This is a genomic window from Bradyrhizobium sp. BRP22, assembly GCF_020194175.1.
Lineage (GTDB): Bacteria > Pseudomonadota > Alphaproteobacteria > Rhizobiales > Xanthobacteraceae > Bradyrhizobium.
Genome location: NZ_JADYVX010000049.1, coordinates 12357 through 29240 on the forward strand (window position 1 = coordinate 12357; position 16884 = coordinate 29240).

At 63.2% G+C, this 16884-nt stretch carries 16 protein-coding genes and 1 riboswitch; of the genes, 12 read left to right on the forward strand and 4 right to left on the reverse strand.

All coding sequences use genetic code 11. The features are described from left to right. Positions 1–5 precede the first annotated feature (5 nt). From I6F35_RS35950 to crcB, 4 genes are all read left to right on the forward strand, one after another. On the forward strand, positions 6–1367 hold the full coding sequence (locus I6F35_RS35950) for an NAD(P)-binding domain-containing protein (RefSeq protein ID WP_225122360.1): 1362 nt from the start codon (positions 6–8) through the stop codon (positions 1365–1367). Further along, on the forward strand, positions 1364–2539 hold the full coding sequence (locus I6F35_RS35955) for an MFS transporter (RefSeq protein WP_225122361.1): 1176 nt from the start codon (positions 1364–1366) through the stop codon (positions 2537–2539). The genes I6F35_RS35950 and I6F35_RS35955 overlap by 4 nt, the downstream gene beginning before the upstream one ends. Positions 2540–2724: 185 nt before the next feature. Next, on the forward strand, positions 2725–3519 hold the full coding sequence (pstB, locus tag I6F35_RS35960; RefSeq protein ID WP_225122396.1) for a phosphate ABC transporter ATP-binding protein PstB: 795 nt from the start codon (positions 2725–2727) through the stop codon (positions 3517–3519). A 94-nt stretch (positions 3520–3613) separates the two neighbouring features. Continuing rightward, a riboswitch (Fluoride riboswitch) is annotated at positions 3614–3676 on the forward strand. A gap of 93 nt (positions 3677–3769) precedes the next feature. Beyond that, a complete protein-coding gene (crcB, locus tag I6F35_RS35965; protein ID WP_225122362.1) occupies positions 3770–4150 on the forward strand; it encodes a fluoride efflux transporter CrcB in 381 nt (126 codons plus the stop codon). A 39-nt stretch (positions 4151–4189) separates the two neighbouring features. On the opposite strand, the gene gor is transcribed toward crcB, so the two are convergent. The 4 genes from gor to I6F35_RS35985 form a co-directional block, all read right to left on the reverse strand. After that, a complete protein-coding gene (gor, locus tag I6F35_RS35970) occupies positions 4190–5575 on the reverse strand; it encodes a glutathione-disulfide reductase (RefSeq protein WP_225122363.1) in 1386 nt (461 codons plus the stop codon). A gap of 30 nt (positions 5576–5605) precedes the next feature. Continuing rightward, positions 5606–6148, reverse strand: a complete 543-nt coding sequence (locus tag I6F35_RS35975) for a DUF2059 domain-containing protein (protein WP_225122364.1) — start codon at positions 6146–6148, stop codon at positions 5606–5608. A gap of 25 nt (positions 6149–6173) precedes the next feature. Then, positions 6174–6866, reverse strand: a complete 693-nt coding sequence (rpiA, locus tag I6F35_RS35980) for a ribose-5-phosphate isomerase RpiA (protein ID WP_225122397.1) — start codon at positions 6864–6866, stop codon at positions 6174–6176. Positions 6867–7095: 229 nt separating this feature from the next. Further along, positions 7096–7929, reverse strand: a complete 834-nt coding sequence (locus tag I6F35_RS35985) for an SDR family NAD(P)-dependent oxidoreductase (RefSeq protein WP_225122365.1) — start codon at positions 7927–7929, stop codon at positions 7096–7098. A 70-nt stretch (positions 7930–7999) separates the two neighbouring features. Here I6F35_RS35985 and gph point away from each other — a divergent pair, with 70 nt between their 5' ends. From gph to nhaD, 8 genes are all read left to right on the forward strand, one after another. Next, entirely contained in the window at positions 8000–8686 is a 687-nt protein-coding gene (gph, locus tag I6F35_RS35990; RefSeq protein WP_225122366.1) for a phosphoglycolate phosphatase, read from the forward strand. 150 nt (positions 8687–8836) lie between these two features. Next, positions 8837–9307 carry a hypothetical protein gene (locus tag I6F35_RS35995; protein ID WP_225122367.1) on the forward strand — a complete coding sequence of 157 codons (471 nt, stop codon included), beginning with the start codon at positions 8837–8839 and terminating at the stop codon, positions 9305–9307. 200 nt (positions 9308–9507) lie between these two features. Then, positions 9508–10542 carry a GTP 3',8-cyclase MoaA gene (gene moaA, locus I6F35_RS36000; protein WP_225122368.1) on the forward strand — a complete coding sequence of 345 codons (1035 nt, stop codon included), beginning with the start codon at positions 9508–9510 and terminating at the stop codon, positions 10540–10542. 339 nt (positions 10543–10881) lie between these two features. Then, on the forward strand, positions 10882–11421 hold the full coding sequence (locus tag I6F35_RS36005; RefSeq protein WP_225122369.1) for a TRAP transporter small permease subunit: 540 nt from the start codon (positions 10882–10884) through the stop codon (positions 11419–11421). Beyond that, positions 11418–13022 (forward strand): TRAP transporter large permease subunit, encoded by a 1605-nt coding sequence (locus tag I6F35_RS36010; protein WP_225122370.1) that lies wholly within the window; start codon positions 11418–11420, stop codon positions 13020–13022. Before I6F35_RS36005 ends, I6F35_RS36010 begins: the two co-directional genes overlap by 4 nt. 234 nt (positions 13023–13256) lie before the next feature. Continuing rightward, positions 13257–13838 (forward strand): TRAP transporter small permease subunit, encoded by a 582-nt coding sequence (locus I6F35_RS36015; protein ID WP_225122371.1) that lies wholly within the window; start codon positions 13257–13259, stop codon positions 13836–13838. A gap of 26 nt (positions 13839–13864) precedes the next feature. After that, positions 13865–15520, forward strand: coding sequence for a TRAP transporter large permease subunit (locus tag I6F35_RS36020; RefSeq protein ID WP_225122372.1), 1656 nt, complete (start codon positions 13865–13867; stop codon positions 15518–15520). A 76-nt stretch (positions 15521–15596) separates the two neighbouring features. After that, on the forward strand, positions 15597–16877 hold the full coding sequence (gene nhaD, locus I6F35_RS36025; RefSeq protein ID WP_225122373.1) for a sodium:proton antiporter NhaD: 1281 nt from the start codon (positions 15597–15599) through the stop codon (positions 16875–16877). The last annotated feature ends 7 nt before the right edge of the window (positions 16878–16884 follow it).

Consider the following 16884-nt stretch of genomic DNA (forward strand, 5'->3'; position numbering starts at 1 on the left):
TCCTGATGAACACTGGAAGGACGGTTGCCATCGTCGGAGCCGGACCCGTCGGACTCGCCGCGGCGGCGCATGTGATGGAACGCGGGATGACGCCCATCGTCCTGGAGACAGGACCGGAGGTCGGCCACGCCGTGCGGCAGTGGTCGCATGTGAAGCTGTTCTCGCCCTGGGAATACAACATCGATGCGGCTGCGCGCCGGCTGCTTGAGCCGAGCGGCTGGAATTCGCCGGACCCGCAGGCCTATCCGACAGGCGGCGAACTTGCGGAGCGATATCTGGAGCCGCTGGCCTCGAGCACGACGCTTCGCGAGCACATCCACGTGTCCGCGCGCGTGACCGGAATCAGCCGGGTTGGATTCGACAAGGTCAGGAGCAAGGGCCGAGGCGATACCCCCTTCGAGCTTCGTTACCGAAATGGCGCGGGCGAGAAGACGCTGCGAGCCGATGCGGTGATCGATGCCTCCGGCACCTGGTGGTCACCCAACCCCGCCGGTGCGAATGGCCTGCCCGCGATCGGTGAAAGGGAAGCTTCGGTTCGGATCGCCTATGGCATGCCCGACGTTCTCGGCACGCAACGAGGACGCTACGCATCCAAGCGGGTCGCGGTGCTCGGAGCCGGACATTCGGCCATCGGGACCCTGATCGATCTAGCCACGCTCGCCCAATCGGCTGCCGGAACGGAGATCTTCTGGCTGCTGCGCGGCGACGATCCCGCAAAATCCTTTGGCGGCGGCGCTAATGACAAGCTCGAGGCGCGTGGCGCGCTCGGAAGCATGTTCGCCGAACTCGTGCAACGGGGAAGCGTGCGCGTCGAGCCGGCCTTCCGTGTCACGCATCTGACCATGGCAGAGGACGGGCTTCGGATCGGGGCCGGCTCGGCCTGCTGCGGCCGCTCGCTCATCGTCGATGAACTGATCATCGCAACGGGTTTCCGGCCCGACCTCGGCTTCTTGAGCGAATTGCGGCTTTCACTGGATCCCGCACTGGATTGCTCGCCGGCGCTGGCGCCGCTGATTGATCCGAATGAACATAGCTGCGGAACGGTGCGCCCGCATGGCGCACTCGAGTTGGCGCAGCCTGAAGGCGGATTTTACATCGCCGGGATGAAGTCCTACGGGCGCGCCCCGACTTTCCTGATGCTGACCGGCTACGAGCAGGTCCGGTCAATCGCGGCGGAGCTTGCGGGCGACATCGAGGCCGCGCGCCGGGTCGAGCTCGAGCTTCCGGAAACCGGCGTCTGCAACGTTTCGGCATCGGTGGCCGATGGCGGTTGTTGCGGCGGTCCCGCCAAGCTGGATGCATCCGCCTGCTGCGCCAGCGACGAGACAGCCAGACAGTCGGGCGCTTCCGGTTGCGGCTGTTCATGACGAAAGCCGCTGTCGCCGGTTCGTTGCCGGTTGTTGTCGCGCTCGGCACCACGCAAACCATCGCGTGGGCGTCGAGCTACTACCTTCCCGCCATTCTGGCGGCGCCGATCGCCCGCGACCTGTCGCTGGAGCCCGCGCATGTGTTTGGCGCGCTGTCAGGCGGGCTGGTGATTGCAGGATTGCTCGGACCGCGCGTCGGCCATGCCATCGATACGTTCGGTGGACGTGGATTACTGGCAATCTCGAACGTCGTGTTTGCGAGCGGCCTGCTGCTGCTTTCGCTGGCGCGCGGCCCGATCCTTCTGATCGCGGCGTGGATCGTGCTCGGACTGGCCATGGGAATGGGCCTGTACGAGGCCGCGTTTGCGACGCTGACGCGCATCTATGGCAGCGCGGCGCGACGGCCGATCACCGGCATCACCTTGATTGCAGGCTTCGCCAGCACGGTCGGGTGGCCGATCTCGACCTGGCTTGATTCCGAGCTGGGCTGGCGGGCGGCCTGTCAGATCTGGGCATCGATCCATATTGTGCTGGCGCTGCCGCTCAATCTCTGCCTGCCGCGCGCAACGCCGCTCGTAACCATCGAGCCCGCTCAGATACAGGCAGACAAAGGATCGGGTCAGAGCGAGACGTTTGCGATGGTGGCGCTCGCCTATATGTTCGCCGCCGCGGGGTTCGTCAGTTCGGGCCTTTCGGCCCTGCTGCCGACCATCCTGGTGCAACTGGGCGCAACGCCTGCTGCCGCGCTGTTTGCGGGAACGCTGGTAGGACCGGCCCAGGTCGGCGCGCGCATCATCGAGGCGGGATGGCTGGCGCGCTACCATCCACTGTTGTCGGCGCGGCTCGCCACGCTGATGAATCCGCTTGGGGTTGCCATCCTCTCGCTGGGAGGTCCCCTCCTCGCACCGCTTTTTGCGATCTGCTATGGCGCGGGCAACGGCATCATCACGATCGCGCGTGGCACATTGCCGCTCGCCCTGTTCGGCCCGCAGGGATTTGGCAGGCGCGTCGCACTGATCTCGCTTCCTGCACGCGCGACCGGCGCACTGGCACCGCTCGCGGTCGGTCTAATGGTGGAGCACGTCGGCGCCGGGGCGCTGTGGATCAATGCGCTCGCCTCACTATCGGCATTTCTCGCCTTGCTTTTGTTGCGTACAGCGCGCGCCACATGACGAATGGATGACAGCGGGCGTTCGTTGATCGACATCAAAGGTGAGCGAGCGCAGCTGGGCTAATCTTCAGGCCGAAGGCGGGAAGATGCCAACAATGTGGGAGCCCCGTAATGTCGCCCGTTACCGCAACGAATTTCGTACCCATTGGCAAAGCCGGACAGCAGCCGGAAACTGCAAGGCAGGCGATGTCGGCGATCGTCAATGGCAAACGCGTGAGCAGTCGAACGGCCGAAAAGATCAGCATCAGGAACCTGAACTTCCATTACGAGGACGGCAATCAGGCGCTGCGCAATGTAACGGTGCCAATCTACGACAAATGCGTCACGGCGTTCATGGGTCCCTCGGGCTGCGGCAAGTCCACGTTGCTCCGCGTGCTCAACCGCATGCATGACCTCTATCCCGGCCAGCGCGCGGAAGGAGAGATCCTCTTCAATGGCCAGGATATCCTTGGACATGTCGACGTGTACCAATTGCGGGCGCGGATCGGCATGGTGTTCCAGAAGCCGACGCCGTTCCCGATGACGGTCTATGACAACATTGCGTTCGGCATCAGGTTGCAGCGCGAGGTCACCAAGGGCGAGATGGGCGAACTGGTCGAAGCGGCGCTGCGCAAGGCGGCGCTCTGGGACGAGGTGAAGGACGATCTGTTGCGCTACGGCTTCGACCTCTCGGGCGGCCAGCAGCAGCGGCTGAGCATTGCGCGTGCGATCGCGGCGAAGCCCGAAGTGCTGCTGCTGGACGAGCCCTGCTCGTCGATCGATCCGATCTCCTCGGCGAAGATCGAGCACACGATCGACGAGCTCAAGAAGGATCATGCAATCGTCATCGTCACGCACAATTTGCAGCAGGCGGCGCGGGTCTCCGACTTCGCCGGCTTCATGTATCTCGGCGAATTGATCGAGTTCGGAACCGTGCAGGATATCTTCGTCAGCCCGAAGCAGCAGCAGACCGAGCGCTTCCTCACCGGCCGGTTCGGATGAGAACGCCGGGCTGTCACCGGCGCTAATGGACATGCTCACGCGGGACGGCCGGAGGAAGCTTTCTTGACCGGCGTCCATCATGTGTTAGCCTGTCATGACAGATGGGGATGGAGTCCCCGATACCCGCCCGTCGTGGGCTGATGACTCCTGCTGAGTGAGGCGGCAAGCCTCGCTGCGGCGGGAGCATGGTTTCAAACCCGCTGATAGCGGGTTTTTTGCTGCCTCAACACGAAAAGAGGCGGCAAAGTACATGCTAGGCTACATTCTTGTCTTCGTCGGAGCCGGTATCGGCGGCGCGCTGCGTCACGGCGTCAATCTCTCGACCGCCCGCGCGCTTGGGACCGGCTTCCCTTATGGCACGCTGACAGTCAACGTCGTCGGCTCGCTGGTAATGGGCGTGCTTGCCGGCTATTTTGCGTTTCGCGGCGAGGCCACGCAGACCTGGCGTCTGTTCCTGACCACGGGGATTCTCGGCGGCTTCACCACCTTCTCCTCGTTCTCGCTCGACACGGCACTACTCTATGAGCGCGGCCAGCTCGGCCTCACGCTGCTTTATGTGGCCGTATCGTTCGCCTGCTCGGTCGGGGCGCTGTTCGTGGGGCTGTGGGCGGTGCGCAGTTTTGTGCAGTAAGGATAGAGCAAATGGCGGGTCACGCTTCGCTGACCCGCTCTACTCCGCGGCCTGTCTGACGTAGCGCGCGGTTGGCGTGCGCATCGTGACCAGCTCTTCGGCGGCGGTCGGATGCAGCGCGAAGGTCGAGTCGAAATCGGCCTTGGTCGCCTTCATCTTCACGGCAATCGCGACCGCCTGGATGATCTCGGCCGCGCAATCGCCGACGATGTGACAGCCGAGCACGCGGTCGCTCACGCCGTCGACCACGAGCTTCATCAGCACGCGGGTGTCGCGGCCGGACATCGTCGCCTTGATCGGCCGGAAGCTGGTCTTGTAGATGTCGACATGACTGAACTGCGCGCGCGCCTCGGCTTCGGTCAGGCCGACGGCGCCAACTTCCGGCTGCGAGAACACTGCGGTCGGAATGCTGGTGTGATCGACCTGGACCGGGCGCTTGCCGAACACGGTGTCGGCAAAGGCGTGGCCCTCGCGGATCGCGACCGGCGTCAAATTGTGGCGATGGGTGACGTCACCGATGGCGTAAATGTTCGGCACCGAGCTTTTCGACCACGCATCGACCGCGATGCCGCCATTGTTCGGATTGATGGCGACGCCCGCCTTCTCCAGGCCGAGATTGGCGACGTTGGGATGGCGCCCGATCGCGAACATCACCTTCTCGGAGGCGAGGCTCGATCCATTGGACAGATGCGTGGTGAACTCCTTGCCGTGACGATCGACCTTGGTGACGGTGCACCCGGTCAGGATGGTGATGCCGCGCTTCTCCATCTCGGCGCGGACATGCTCTCGGACGTCCTCGTCAAAGCCGCGCAGGATGTTGTCGCCGCGGTAGATCACGGTGACGTCGGAGCCGAAGCCGGCGAAGATGCCGGCGAACTCCAGCGCGATGTAGCCGCCGCCCTGGATCACGATGCGTCTCGGCAATTCGGGCAGGTGAAACGCCTCGTTGGACGAGATCACGTGCTCGAGGCCAGGGATCACGAGCCCATGGTTGGGCGCGCCGCCGGTCGCGATCAGCACGTAGTTGGCCTTGACCGTCTCACCGGTCGCAAGGCGCAGCGTGTGCGCATCCTCGAACACCGCCCGGGTCTTGACGATGTGCGCGCCGGATTTCTCGACATTGGTGGTATAGGCCGCCTCCAGCCGCGCGATCTCCTTGTCCTTGTTGGCAACGAGCGCCGGCCAGTCGAACGAGGCTTGCGGGATGGTCCAGCCGAAGCCGGCGGCATCCTCGATCTCCTGCTGGACGTGCGAGCCGATCACGAACAGTTTCTTCGGCACGCAGCCGCGGATCACGCAGGTACCGCCCATCCGGTACTCTTCGGCGACCATGACCTTGGCACCATGGCTGGCGGCGATACGCGCGGCGCGAACCCCGCCCGAACCGCCCCCGATGACGAACAGATCGACGTCGTATTCAGCCATGGCGCTCCATATCCCTATAGACCAGAGGAGTTAGATCTCCTTGCCGCGCTTGCGCATCTCGGCCCGGAACTGGGCGTTCACAATCTCGGCGAACTGCTGCGCCCACTGGTTCATATAGGACATCGAGAACTGGATTGCCCGCGGCTCGCTGGCGAGCAGCTTCTGGCCCAGCGGCGACTTGTAGAAGGTGACGAGGTCCTTGAGTTCCTGCTCGGTGAATTCGTTGGCATAGACCTTGGCCATGCCGTCGCCGATCTCCTGCTCGCGGCCGGCCAGGTTCTTGGCGACGATGGTGGCGACCTCGTTGAGGTCCTTCTGGTAGTTGAGATTGGACTGCAGCAGGCTTTCCTTGGTCTGCAGCACGATGTTGGGAACGGCGTTGGCGTACATCGCGGCCGCATTCTTCATCTTGAGGATTTCCTTCGCCGCCGCGATCGCCGCGGGCGAGCCTTCCTTCAGCGCCGGCGCCGCCGCGGGAGCCGGCGCCTTCTGCTGCGCGCTCACCGATACGGCGGTCAGGGCCACAGCCAATCCAAGGCCCGTGGCCGACAAAATCCGTACAAAGCTCGTCATTCCAATTCTCCCCGAATTTACGGCGTCAGCGCCGCTCAACAACGCGAATTCCCTGCGCGGCCGCCAGCACGACCGTGCCGGCGAGGCCGATAAACAACCCGTGCTCGACAACGCCCGGGATCACGCTCAGCAGCCCGGCCAGGCGCGGCGCATCCTCTATCCGTCCAAGATGGGCGTCGACAATCCAGTGGCCACCATCGGTGACAAAAACGTGGCCGTCTTTGGCCGTCCGCAGCACCAACTGCCCGGCAACGCCGGCTTCCGCAAAGGCTTTGGCGATCGCGGCCCTGGTCGCCGCGAGGCCGAACGGGATCACCTCGATCGGCAGCGGGAAACGGCCGAGCGCATCGACCCATTTGCTGTCGTCGGCGATCACGATCATGCGATCGGATGCGGCCGCCACGATCTTCTCGCGGAGCAGCGCGCCGCCGCCACCCTTGATCAAATTGAGCGCGGCATCGACCTCGTCGGCACCGTCAACCGTGAGATCGAGATGGTCGATCTCGTCCAGCGTGGTCAGGGCAATGCCGCAGGCTTGCGCCTGCGCGCGGGTCGCCTCGGAGGTCGGCACGCCCACGACCTTCAAGCCGCCGCGCACCTTCTCGCCGAGCAGGTCGACGAAATGCTTGGCGGTGGAGCCGGTGCCGAGCCCGAGCTTCATGCCGTCGCGCACCTCATCAAGGGCACGCGCGGCGGCCTGTCGTTTCAATCCGTCCATGTCCACGTGCGAGATTTCCCAAGGACTGGTTTTCAGGGACTTGCGGGCGGCGCCATCCCCCCGCTCCGGCGGGCGCATATCTAGCCGCCTTTTGCGCGCAGGGACAGCGCCAATAGCGCCTTGGCCGGCCGCCGACTGCAGTTTTAATATTCGATCAGGATCGGGCGCCAGCGCACTGTTTTTCCACGCTTTCTTCAGGCGACCACATGCTTCGTGCTCAACCGAAAGATTAACCGGAAACCTCGTCCATCGCAGCCAGGATCGCGGCAAACCGCGCCTCCACCTGGGCCCGCATGCCGGGATGGGTGAATACATAGAGCCGGTCTTCCCGTATGGCGGCCAAGACGCGCGCGGCAACATCGGCCGGATCGATGCCGGCCTCCAACTGCCGCGCGATCTCTGCGACGATGGTGGCGGCCGGACTGTCAGGATCGAGCGCGGGTGCCGGACCGTAGCGCAAAGGGCGATTGCGTCCGCTCTCGCCGATCCGGGTCCGCACGAAGCTCGGGCACAGCACGCTGACGCCGAGGCCGAGCGGCTTGAGCCGCAGGGCCAGTCCCTCGGACATGCTCACGACCGCGAATTTCGTTGCCGAGTAAGGGCTGAAGCCGAGCCCGCTGTTCATCCCGGCCATCGAGGCGGTGTTGACGATGTGGCCGCCCTCGCCGTGCTGGCGCATGTGCGGCAGGAAGCTTGCGATGCCGTGCACGACGCCCATCAAATTGACATCGATGACCCAGCGCCAGCTCTCGAGCGAAATCGCATCGATGCCACCACCGGCGGCCACACCGGCATTGTTGCAGAGGATGTGGACGTTGCCGAAGGCATCGAACGCGGCGCCGGCGGCGTCCTCGACGCTTGCGGGATCGGCGACATCGCAGATCGTGCCTCTGACGTTTGGACCGAACTCGGCCAGACTCTTGACGGCTCGGTCCAGCGCTTCCGCTTCGATGTCGGCAAGCATCACCTTCATGCCGGCTTCTGCGAACGCGCGACCAAGCGCAAGGCCGATGCCGCTGGCTCCGCCCGTGACAAAGGCTGCTCTGCCGGCAAGTTCGCGCATGGGCGGCCTCCCTTACGTTCCTCTGCCTCTTCTCTTGCATGACGGCGCCGGAAACGATAGCCAAGGGTTGATGAACTCTCCCGGCATTGTCGTTTTCGATCTCGACGGTACCCTCGTCGATACCGCTCCCGACCTGATCAGTGCGCTCAATTACGTGCTGGACCGCGAGGGCATGGCCCCCGTGCCGCTGCAATCGGCGCGCATGGTGATTGGCGCCGGCGCACGCCGAATGATCGAGCGGGCGCTCGAGCTCGAGGGCCGCCAGACCACCACCGATGACATCAGCCGGCTGACCAAGGATTTCATCGACTATTACGCCGCCCATATCGCCAACGAATCGCGCCCGTTCGAAGGCCTCGAAACCGCGCTGGACGACCTTGCCGCGCAGGGGTTTCGCTTTGCGGTCTGCACCAACAAGCTCGAGTTCCTGTCCAAGCTCCTGCTCGATGAACTCGGCTTGAGTGGGCGCTTTGCGGCGATCTGCGGCGCCGACACCTTCGGGGTCTCGAAACCGGACCCGGCGATCCTCCGGCAGACGGTGGCGCAGGCCGGCGGACAGCTCTCCTCAGCAGTGATGGTCGGCGATGCCGGGCCGGATGTCGGGGTCGCCCGACGGGCCGGTATCCCGGTGATTGGCGTCGAATTCGGCTATACCGACATACCTATCGCCGAACTGAAGCCGGACCGGCTGATCGGCCATATGCGCGAACTGCCGGCGGCTGTGGACAGTCTCGTGAAGACGGTGAATATCTCGTAACGCATTGAGATTACGTTGCTTTATTGCAACACCGGCGGACCGAGTTAACCATCACTTAGCGAATCCGCCCTGCGCTGTTGCGCCGCAGTTTTGACGCTCCTATGGTCCGGCCGGGGATTGTGGCTCTCAGCCACAGTTAGGTGGATCAATATGCGTCGTGTCATCGCGATTGCCGTCGCCGGGGCAAGCCTGGCCGGCTGCTCGTCGTTCTCATGGGATTCTTTCAAGTCGGCGCCGTCGCCGGTCCAGGTCCAGCTCGAATCGACGCCTCCGGGCGCGGACGCGGTGACCTCGGTCGGACCGGGCTGCAAGACGCCCTGCACCGTCTCGGTGGCCACGCCCGACAACGGCTTCTCGGTCACCTTCAACCTGCCGAAGTATCAGCCGGCCACGGTTCCGGTCACGATCGTCCGCAACCCCGGGGACCTCACCACTTCGGCGTCAACCGTGGTCGATCCCAATCCTGTGGTGGCGGAACTGCAACCCGCGGCTCCGCCGCCGAGAGCACGGAAGTCGCGGCCGAAGCGGCCGAAACCGACCGCTGCGGCACCCGCGGCCGAACCGGCTGCTGCCGCCGCAGGCACGCCGTTCCCGGATCCGAATGCGCCGGTGCAGCGCTAGAGCCTATTCGGTTCTGATTGAATCAGAACCGAAACCCTGGCTTCTTTTTCTCGGCGCGAACCGGCGTCCACATCGCTCGAATTTGCACGTTCGCACTGCACCCTTTGCAGAACGCATTGTCGGACGGTGGCAAGCTGCCTAGATTGTGCTAGCGGAGCGCCACTTCCCTTTCGTCCGGCTCCGCCGAGCAAGGCGTGTGAATGAGCGCGATTACGCTGCCCCCTTCCGAATCCCTGTTCCGTCCGATGACCGATCCGTTCGGCCGGACGATCCGCTACCTGCGTGTCTCCGTCACCGACCGCTGCGATCTGCGCTGCTTCTACTGCATGTCGGAGGACATGACCTTCCTGCCGAAGGCTGATCTCCTGACGCTGGAAGAACTCGACCGGCTGTGCTCGGCCTTCATCGCCAAGGGCGTGCGCAAGCTCCGCCTTACTGGCGGCGAGCCACTGGTGCGGCGCAACGTGATGTCGCTGGTGCGCTCGCTGTCGCGGCATCTTGGGAGCGGCGCGCTCGATGAGTTGACGCTGACCACCAACGGCTCGCAGCTCGCGCGCTTTGCCGGCGAACTCGCCGATTGCGGCGTGCGCCGCATCAACGTCTCGCTCGACACGCTCGATGCCGACAAATTCCGCAGCATTACGCGCTGGGGCGACATCGACAAGGTCCTGGCCGGCATCGAGGCGGCGCGGGCCGCGGGGCTTGCGGTCAAGATCAACGCGGTGGCGCTCAAGAACATGAACGAGGACGAGATCCCCGCGCTGATGGAGTGGGCGCACGGCAAGGGCATGGGCCTGACCTTGATCGAGGTGATGCCGATGGGCGACATCGGCGCCGGGCGCATCGATCAGTATGTGCCGCTGTCGCTTCTCCGCGCCCGGCTCGAAAAGCAGTTCACGTTGACCGATCTCGACGAAAGCACCGGCGGCCCTGCCCGCTATGTCCGGGTCAGCGAGACCGGCGGCAAGCTCGGCTTCATCACGCCGATGACCCACAATTTCTGCGAATCCTGCAACCGGGTGCGCATCACCTGCACCGGCACGCTGCACACCTGCCTGGGCCACGAGGATGCCTCCGATTTACGCAAACCGCTGCGTGCGTCGGCAGATAACGAGCTGTTGTCCGCCACGATCGACCGCGCCATCGGATTGAAGCCGAAGGGGCATGATTTCATCATCGACCGCCGCCACAACCGCCCCAGCGTCAGCCGACATATGAGCGTCACCGGCGGTTGAGGCCGCCCTTGCCTCGGCCCGCCAGCCCGTCGCTAAAGCTCCCCATCGGTCCGGGATTCACCAAGCCCATACGCGGCTTGCCCCCGCGTCAATTTGCCCATTTTCCGATTGACGTCACCAATCCGCGCTGAAATGGTGCGGCAGCTTTCACGCCAGCTCGGCCCGACAGGCCGCTGCCCCATCCGGTGCAACCCAAGACGGCAGAAGCACACCAACGGGGAGGACTGGCATTGCAATCCCTCGTACAGGTGAGCTGCGGCACCACGCGCGTTGGCGCGGTGGCGTAGCGATACTCATTGAGACAATCGGCGCGCGTTTGGCGCGGCGGCGGAGACCATGATGCGCCCTTTGCTGGCATTGAGTACAGCCATCGACCGGCTCAATGAGAAGATCGGCTATATCTGCAACCTGCTCGTCCTGCTGGCCTGTATCGTCAGCGCCGCCAACGCGATGATCCGCTACGCCTTCTCCTACAGCTCGAATGGCTGGCTTGAAGCGCAGTGGTACATGTTCGCCGTCCTCGTGATGTTCGGCGCGTCCTACACCTTCAAGCGCAATGAGCATGTCCGGGTCGAGATCTTCTATCTCATGCTGTCCGAGCGCGGTCAGCTCTGGCTCGACCTGATCGGCACGCTGTGCTTCCTGATTCCGGCCTGCCTGCTGCTCGCCTATTTGTCCTGGCCGTTCTTCTATCAGTCCTATGTGGTCGGTGAGTTCTCAAGCAACGCCGGCGGCCTGGTCCGCTGGCCGATCAAGTTCGTCATTCCGGCGGGATTCGTGATGTTGGCGCTACAAGGCGTCTCAGAGGTGATCAAGCGCGTCGCCGCGCTGCAGGGCTATGTAACGATCGACGCCAAGTACGAGAGGCCGACCCAATGATTACGCTGGAGATGATGCCGCCACTGATGTTCGGCGGCATGATCATTGCCATGCTGATCGGCTATCCCGTGGCGTTCACGCTGGCCGCAGTCGGGCTTTCGTTCGGATTCCTTTCAATCTATCTCGGCTTCTTCGACTTCAACTTCCTACAGGCGATCCCGGGCCGCATCTTCGGCAGCGTGCTATCCAACGAGCTCCTGCTCGCGATCCCCTTCTTCACCTTCATGGGTGCGGTCCTGGAACGATGCGGGCTTGCCGAGGACATGCTGGATTCGATGGGCCAGTTGTTCGGCCCGATCCGCGGCGGCCTCGGCTATTCCGTCATCATCGTCGGCTTCATCCTGGGCGCGATCACCGGCACGGTGGCAGCGCAGGTGATCGCGATGGCGCTGATCTCGATGCCGGTGATGATCCGCTACGGCTACAACATCCGCTACATCACCGGCGTGCTGGCGGCCTCCGGCACCATTACGCAACTGGTGCCACCGTCGCTGGTCCTGATCGTGCTCGCCGACCAGCTCGGCAAATCGGTCGGCGACATGTATCTCGGCGCCTGGGGGCCGTCGATCTTCCAGATCCTGCTGTTCGCCGGCTACACCTTCCTGCTCGGCATCATCAAGCCAAGCCACGTGCCGGCGGTGCCAAAGGAAGCGCGCACCCTGGCCGGCTGGGCACTGTGGAAGAAGTGCCTGCTCGGCATCATCCCCTCGGCGGTGCTGATCTTCGTTGTGCTCGGCACCATGATGATGGGCCTTGCGACGCCGACAGAAGCCGGCGCCATGGGCGCGGTCGGCGCCATCGTGCTCGCCGCGATCCATCACAAGGAATTCAGCTCGGCCGGCCACAAGGCCCTGATCGCCGGCGTCATTGCCGCAGGCATCGGCACCATCGTCGCGATCCTCTACAGCGAGAACCTGGTCTTCAAGATCCTGTTCGCCATCACCTACCTTGCGGTGGTCTGGATCTGCCTCGAAGCGGTGCGCATTCCCGACCTGCGCGACCTGATCAAGCAGGGCTACGAGACGACCATGCGTATCACCAGCATGGTCACCTTCATCCTGATCGGTTCGACCTGCTTCTCGGTGGTGTTCCTCGGCGTGTCCGGCGGCGTCTGGCTCGAGCACCATCTGACCTCGCTGCCCGGCGGCGTCTGGGGTTTCCTGATCTTCATCAATCTTTTTATCTTCTTCCTGGCCTTCTTCCTCGACTTCTTCGAGATCGCCTTCATCATCCTGCCGATGATCGCGCCGGTTGCACAAAAGATCCTGGCACCTGTCGTCGGGCCCGACGCGGCGCTGATCTGGTTCGGCGTCATGCTCTGCGTGAACATGCAGACCTCGTTCCTGCACCCGCCGTTCGGCTTCGCGCTGTTCTACCTGCGCGGCGTGGCGCCGAAGGAGGTGAAGAGCTCCGACATCTATTGGGGCGCGATGCCCTGGATCGGATTGCAGGCGATCATGGTTGCGCTGGTGATCGCCTTCCCGATCACGGTGACCGCCCTGCTCGAGAAGCCGCTCGACGTCGACCTGAACAAGGTGAAGATCGAGGTGCCGCAGATCGACCTGCCGCCGCTGGAATTGGGTCCTACGCCGAAACAATAACAGGACGGTAGGACCGATCTAGCCAGTTCCTTCCCGAATCCCTGACCGGCGCAGGACGGGCGATCCGCCTACCGCACCGCCAATTCCCCTTCAATATCAACAAACTTCCGATTGACGCCGGCTCCGACCGCTGGTTTGGTGCGGCGGGCTTCACGCTAGCTTGGCTGGATAAGCCACTGCGCCTGCCGGGCGCGGTCAAGACTGCAGAAGCTCCAAAACGGGGAGGATGACCGGTTGCAATCGCTCTTGAAATTGAGCCGTGGCATTGACGCGTTCACACGCTGGACCGGCAAGCGCCTGGCATGGCTTATCCTGGTCGCGGTGGTCATTTCGGCGGTCAACGCCGTCGTCCGCAAGACGCTCGATACCTCCTCCAACTCCTGGCTCGAGCTTCAATGGGTGCTGTTCAGTGTCGTGTTCCTGTTGTGCTCGCCCTGGACCTTGCTCGACAACGAGCACATCCGGATCGATATCATCAACAACACGCTGCCCAAGAAGGTGCGCAACGTCATCGACGTCGTCGGTCATGCGTTTTTCCTGATGCCGCTCTGTATCGTCATGATCATCACCGGCGGTCCCTTCTTCATGCGCTCTTACGAGCTCAATGAGCAATCCGGCAATGCCGGGGGCCTGCCGCAGTGGCCGGCCAAGTCGCTGATCGTCATCGGATTCGCTTTTCTGTTGGTCCAAGGCATATCCGAGCTGATCAAGCGCATCGCCGTGATGCGCGGCCTCATTCCGGATCCGCACGACACGCAGGTGAATGCCTTGGAGGCGGAAGTCGAACACGTCATTGAAGCGATCGAAAAGCGCTGATTGCAGGCGATCGCAGAGGATTTTGGATGACAGCCTTTCTCATCGACAACATGGCGCCTATCATGTTTGCGGCGCTGGTCATCACGCTCCTGCTCGGCTATCCCGCGGCCTTTTCGCTGGGCGCCGTTGGACTCATCTTCGCTGTCGTTGGAATCGAGCTTGGACAATTCCACCCCGACTTCCTGCAGGCGCTGCCCGAACGCGTCTACGGGGTGATGAACAACGACACGCTGTTGGCGATTCCCTTCTTCACCTTCATGGGATTGGTGCTCGAACGATCCGGCATGGCCGAGGATCTGCTCGATACGATTGGCCAGTTGTTCGGCACCGTCCGCGGCGGCCTCGCCTACGCCGTCATTTTCGTCGGCGCCCTGCTTGCTGCCACCACCGGTGTCGTCGCCGCCTCCGTGATCTCGATGGGGTTGATCTCGCTGCCGATCATGTTGCGTTACGGCTACGACCGACGAGTAGCCAGCGGCGTTATCGCGGCCTCCGGCACGCTGGCCCAGATCATCCCCCCTTCGCTGGTGCTGATCGTGATGGCCGACCAGCTCGGCAAGTCGGTTGGCGACATGTACGAAGGCGCGTTCATTCCAGGCCTCGTGCTTGCCGGCCTCTATGCCGCCTACGCGTTCCTGATCTCGATGTTGTTCCCCAAGGCGACGCCCGGCCTTCCTGTGGAAGCTATTGGCTTCCGCGAGAAGAACGGCGGCCGCGGGCTGTGGTCGCTCGGCGTCCTGTTCATCGCAAGCTGCGCGTTCGGCTGGCTCATGATGCGGGGCTCCACCGTGACCGGCGCGGACTATGTCGTGCTCACCATGCTCTACGGCATCCTGTTCGCGTTCTTCGTCGCGGTCCTGAACTGGATCGTCGACAAGCTCACAGGCTTCCGCTTCCTCTCGGCGATGGCGCAGCAGACCACGTTCGTGATGGTCCCGCCGCTGTTCCTGATCTTCCTGGTGCTCGGCACCATCTTCATCGGCCTTGCCACACCGACCGAAGGCGGCGCGATGGGTGCCGCGGGCGCGATCATTCTCGGTGCCATCAAGCGCCGCTTGAGCTGGGATCTGATTCGCCAAGCCGTGGAATCGACTGCGAAACTGTCGGCTTTCGTGGTGTTCATCCTGGTCGGCGCCCGTGTCTTCTCGCTGACTTTCTACGGAGTCAACGGGCACGTTTGGGTCGAGCATCTCCTGACGTCTCTGCCCGGCGGTCAGATCGGCTTCCTGATCGTCGTCAATGCCATTGTCTTCGTCCTCGCCTTCTTCCTCGACTTCTTCGAACTCGCCTTCATCGTGATCCCGCTGCTCGGGCCCGCGGCAGAGAAGCTCGGCATCGACCTGATCTGGTTCGGCGTGATCCTTGGCGTCAACATGCAGACCTCGTTCATGCATCCTCCGTTCGGCTTTGCGCTGTTCTATTTGCGCTCGGTTGCGCCGAAGGAGACCTATACCGATCGCGTCACCGGCAAGCGCATGGAGCCGGTGACAACGGGCCAGATCTATTGGGGTGCGGTGCCGTTCGTGGTGATCCAGATCATCATGGTGGGCCTGGTCATCATGTTCCCGGCAATGGTGATGCACTACAAAGGCGCCGCCTCGACCGTCGATCCGAACTCCGTCAAGATCGAGATTCCGCAGATAGAATTGCCGCCGCTCGATTTCGGACAGCCCAAAAACTGATTCGGCTTTGCCCTGTCCGGGAGATCACGGCGGATAGCCATCGCCTGCAGAACGGCTGGTTTAGAGGGTTAGGTTCTTGTTAGCCGCAATCATTACGACCTTCGTTGTCGCCTACGCCGCGATCGCGCTGGAACACCCGATCGGCATCAACAAATCGGCCTCCGCCTTGCTGGGCGCGGGACTGCTCTGGACGCTGTATGCCGTCGGGAGCAGCGATCCGGCGCTGATCGACAAGCAGCTCAACGAATCCGTCTCCGAAACCGCCCAGATCGTCTTCTTCCTGCTCGGCGCGATGACGATCGTCGAAGTGATCGACGCCCATAACGGTTTCGAGGTCATCACCTCACTGATCCGCACCAAGAAGCAAGTCAGCCTGATATGGCTGGTCGGTTTCGTGACTTTCTTCCTGAGTGCGGTCCTGGACAATCTGACGACCACGATCGTGATGATATCGCTGATGCGGAAGCTGCTTTATCACCCGAGCGACCGCCTGTTCTTCGCCTCCATGATCGTGATCGCGGCCAATGCCGGCGGAGCCTGGTCGCCGATCGGCGATGTCACCACGACGATGCTGTGGATCGGCGGACAGATCACCCCGCTTGCGATCATCAAGGGCGTTTTCCTGGCCTCGCTGATCAACCTCGTCGTTCCCCTTTTTGTCGTGAGCTATCTGCTGAGGAACAAGGAAATCCCGGCGCTAAGCACGCGGGGGCGCGGCACCGCCGGCACCAGCATGTTCGAACGCAACCTGATGTTCTACCTGGGCCTCGGCATCTTGATCGCGGTGCCCGCCTTCAAGGCCGTGACGCACCTGCCGCCGTTCATGGGAATCCTTTTTGGACTGGGCATCCTCTGGATGGTTGGAGAGCTGATCCATCGACACAAGGAGGAAGATGAAAAGAAGCACCTCACCCTCCTCCACGCGCTGACGCGGATCGACATGGGCTCGATCGTATTTTTCGTCGGGATATTGCTGGCGGTCGCGGCGCTCGAGCACACCCATGTCCTGGCCATGCTGGCCAACTGGCTGGCGGCCGCGTTCGGGCGCGAGGACATCATCGTCATTGCACTCGGCCTGGTCAGCGCCGTGATCGACAATGTGCCGCTCGTGGCGGCGGCCATGGGCATGTACAGCCTGACGCAATATCCGCCTGACAGCTTCCTGTGGGAGTTCGTGGCCTATTGCGCCGGCACCGGCGGATCGATCCTGATCATCGGCTCGGCGGCCGGCGTCGCCGCGATGGGCTTGGAGAAGATCCAGTTCTTCTGGTACGTCCGGCGCATCAGCGGCCTCGCTTTGCTCGGCTATTTCGCCGGAGCGGCCGCCTACATCATCCAGTACAGGCTGCTGGATTAGGGTGCCT

Bases quoted from the DNA above. Each gene is read 5' to 3' on its own strand.
- rpiA (WP_225122397.1), bottom strand. From the start codon at position 6,866: ATGGACGGATTGAAACGACAGGCCGCCGCGCGTGCCCTTGATGAGGTG.
- crcB (WP_225122362.1), top strand. From the start codon at position 3,770: ATGCTAGGCTACATTCTTGTCTTCGTCGGAGCCGGTATCGGCGGCGCG.
- gph (WP_225122366.1), top strand. From the start codon at position 8,000: ATGAACTCTCCCGGCATTGTCGTTTTCGATCTCGACGGTACCCTCGTC.
- I6F35_RS35995 (WP_225122367.1), top strand. From the start codon at position 8,837: ATGCGTCGTGTCATCGCGATTGCCGTCGCCGGGGCAAGCCTGGCCGGC.
- I6F35_RS36005 (WP_225122369.1), top strand. From the start codon at position 10,882: ATGCGCCCTTTGCTGGCATTGAGTACAGCCATCGACCGGCTCAATGAG.
- I6F35_RS35955 (WP_225122361.1), top strand. From the start codon at position 1,364: ATGACGAAAGCCGCTGTCGCCGGTTCGTTGCCGGTTGTTGTCGCGCTC.
- I6F35_RS36010 (WP_225122370.1), top strand. From the start codon at position 11,418: ATGATTACGCTGGAGATGATGCCGCCACTGATGTTCGGCGGCATGATC.
- gor (WP_225122363.1), bottom strand. From the start codon at position 5,575: ATGGCTGAATACGACGTCGATCTGTTCGTCATCGGGGGCGGTTCGGGC.
- I6F35_RS35975 (WP_225122364.1), bottom strand. From the start codon at position 6,148: ATGACGAGCTTTGTACGGATTTTGTCGGCCACGGGCCTTGGATTGGCT.
- moaA (WP_225122368.1), top strand. From the start codon at position 9,508: ATGAGCGCGATTACGCTGCCCCCTTCCGAATCCCTGTTCCGTCCGATG.
- I6F35_RS35950 (WP_225122360.1), top strand. From the start codon at position 6: ATGAACACTGGAAGGACGGTTGCCATCGTCGGAGCCGGACCCGTCGGA.
- I6F35_RS36020 (WP_225122372.1), top strand. From the start codon at position 13,865: ATGACAGCCTTTCTCATCGACAACATGGCGCCTATCATGTTTGCGGCG.
- I6F35_RS35985 (WP_225122365.1), bottom strand. From the start codon at position 7,929: ATGCGCGAACTTGCCGGCAGAGCAGCCTTTGTCACGGGCGGAGCCAGC.
- pstB (WP_225122396.1), top strand. From the start codon at position 2,725: ATGTCGGCGATCGTCAATGGCAAACGCGTGAGCAGTCGAACGGCCGAA.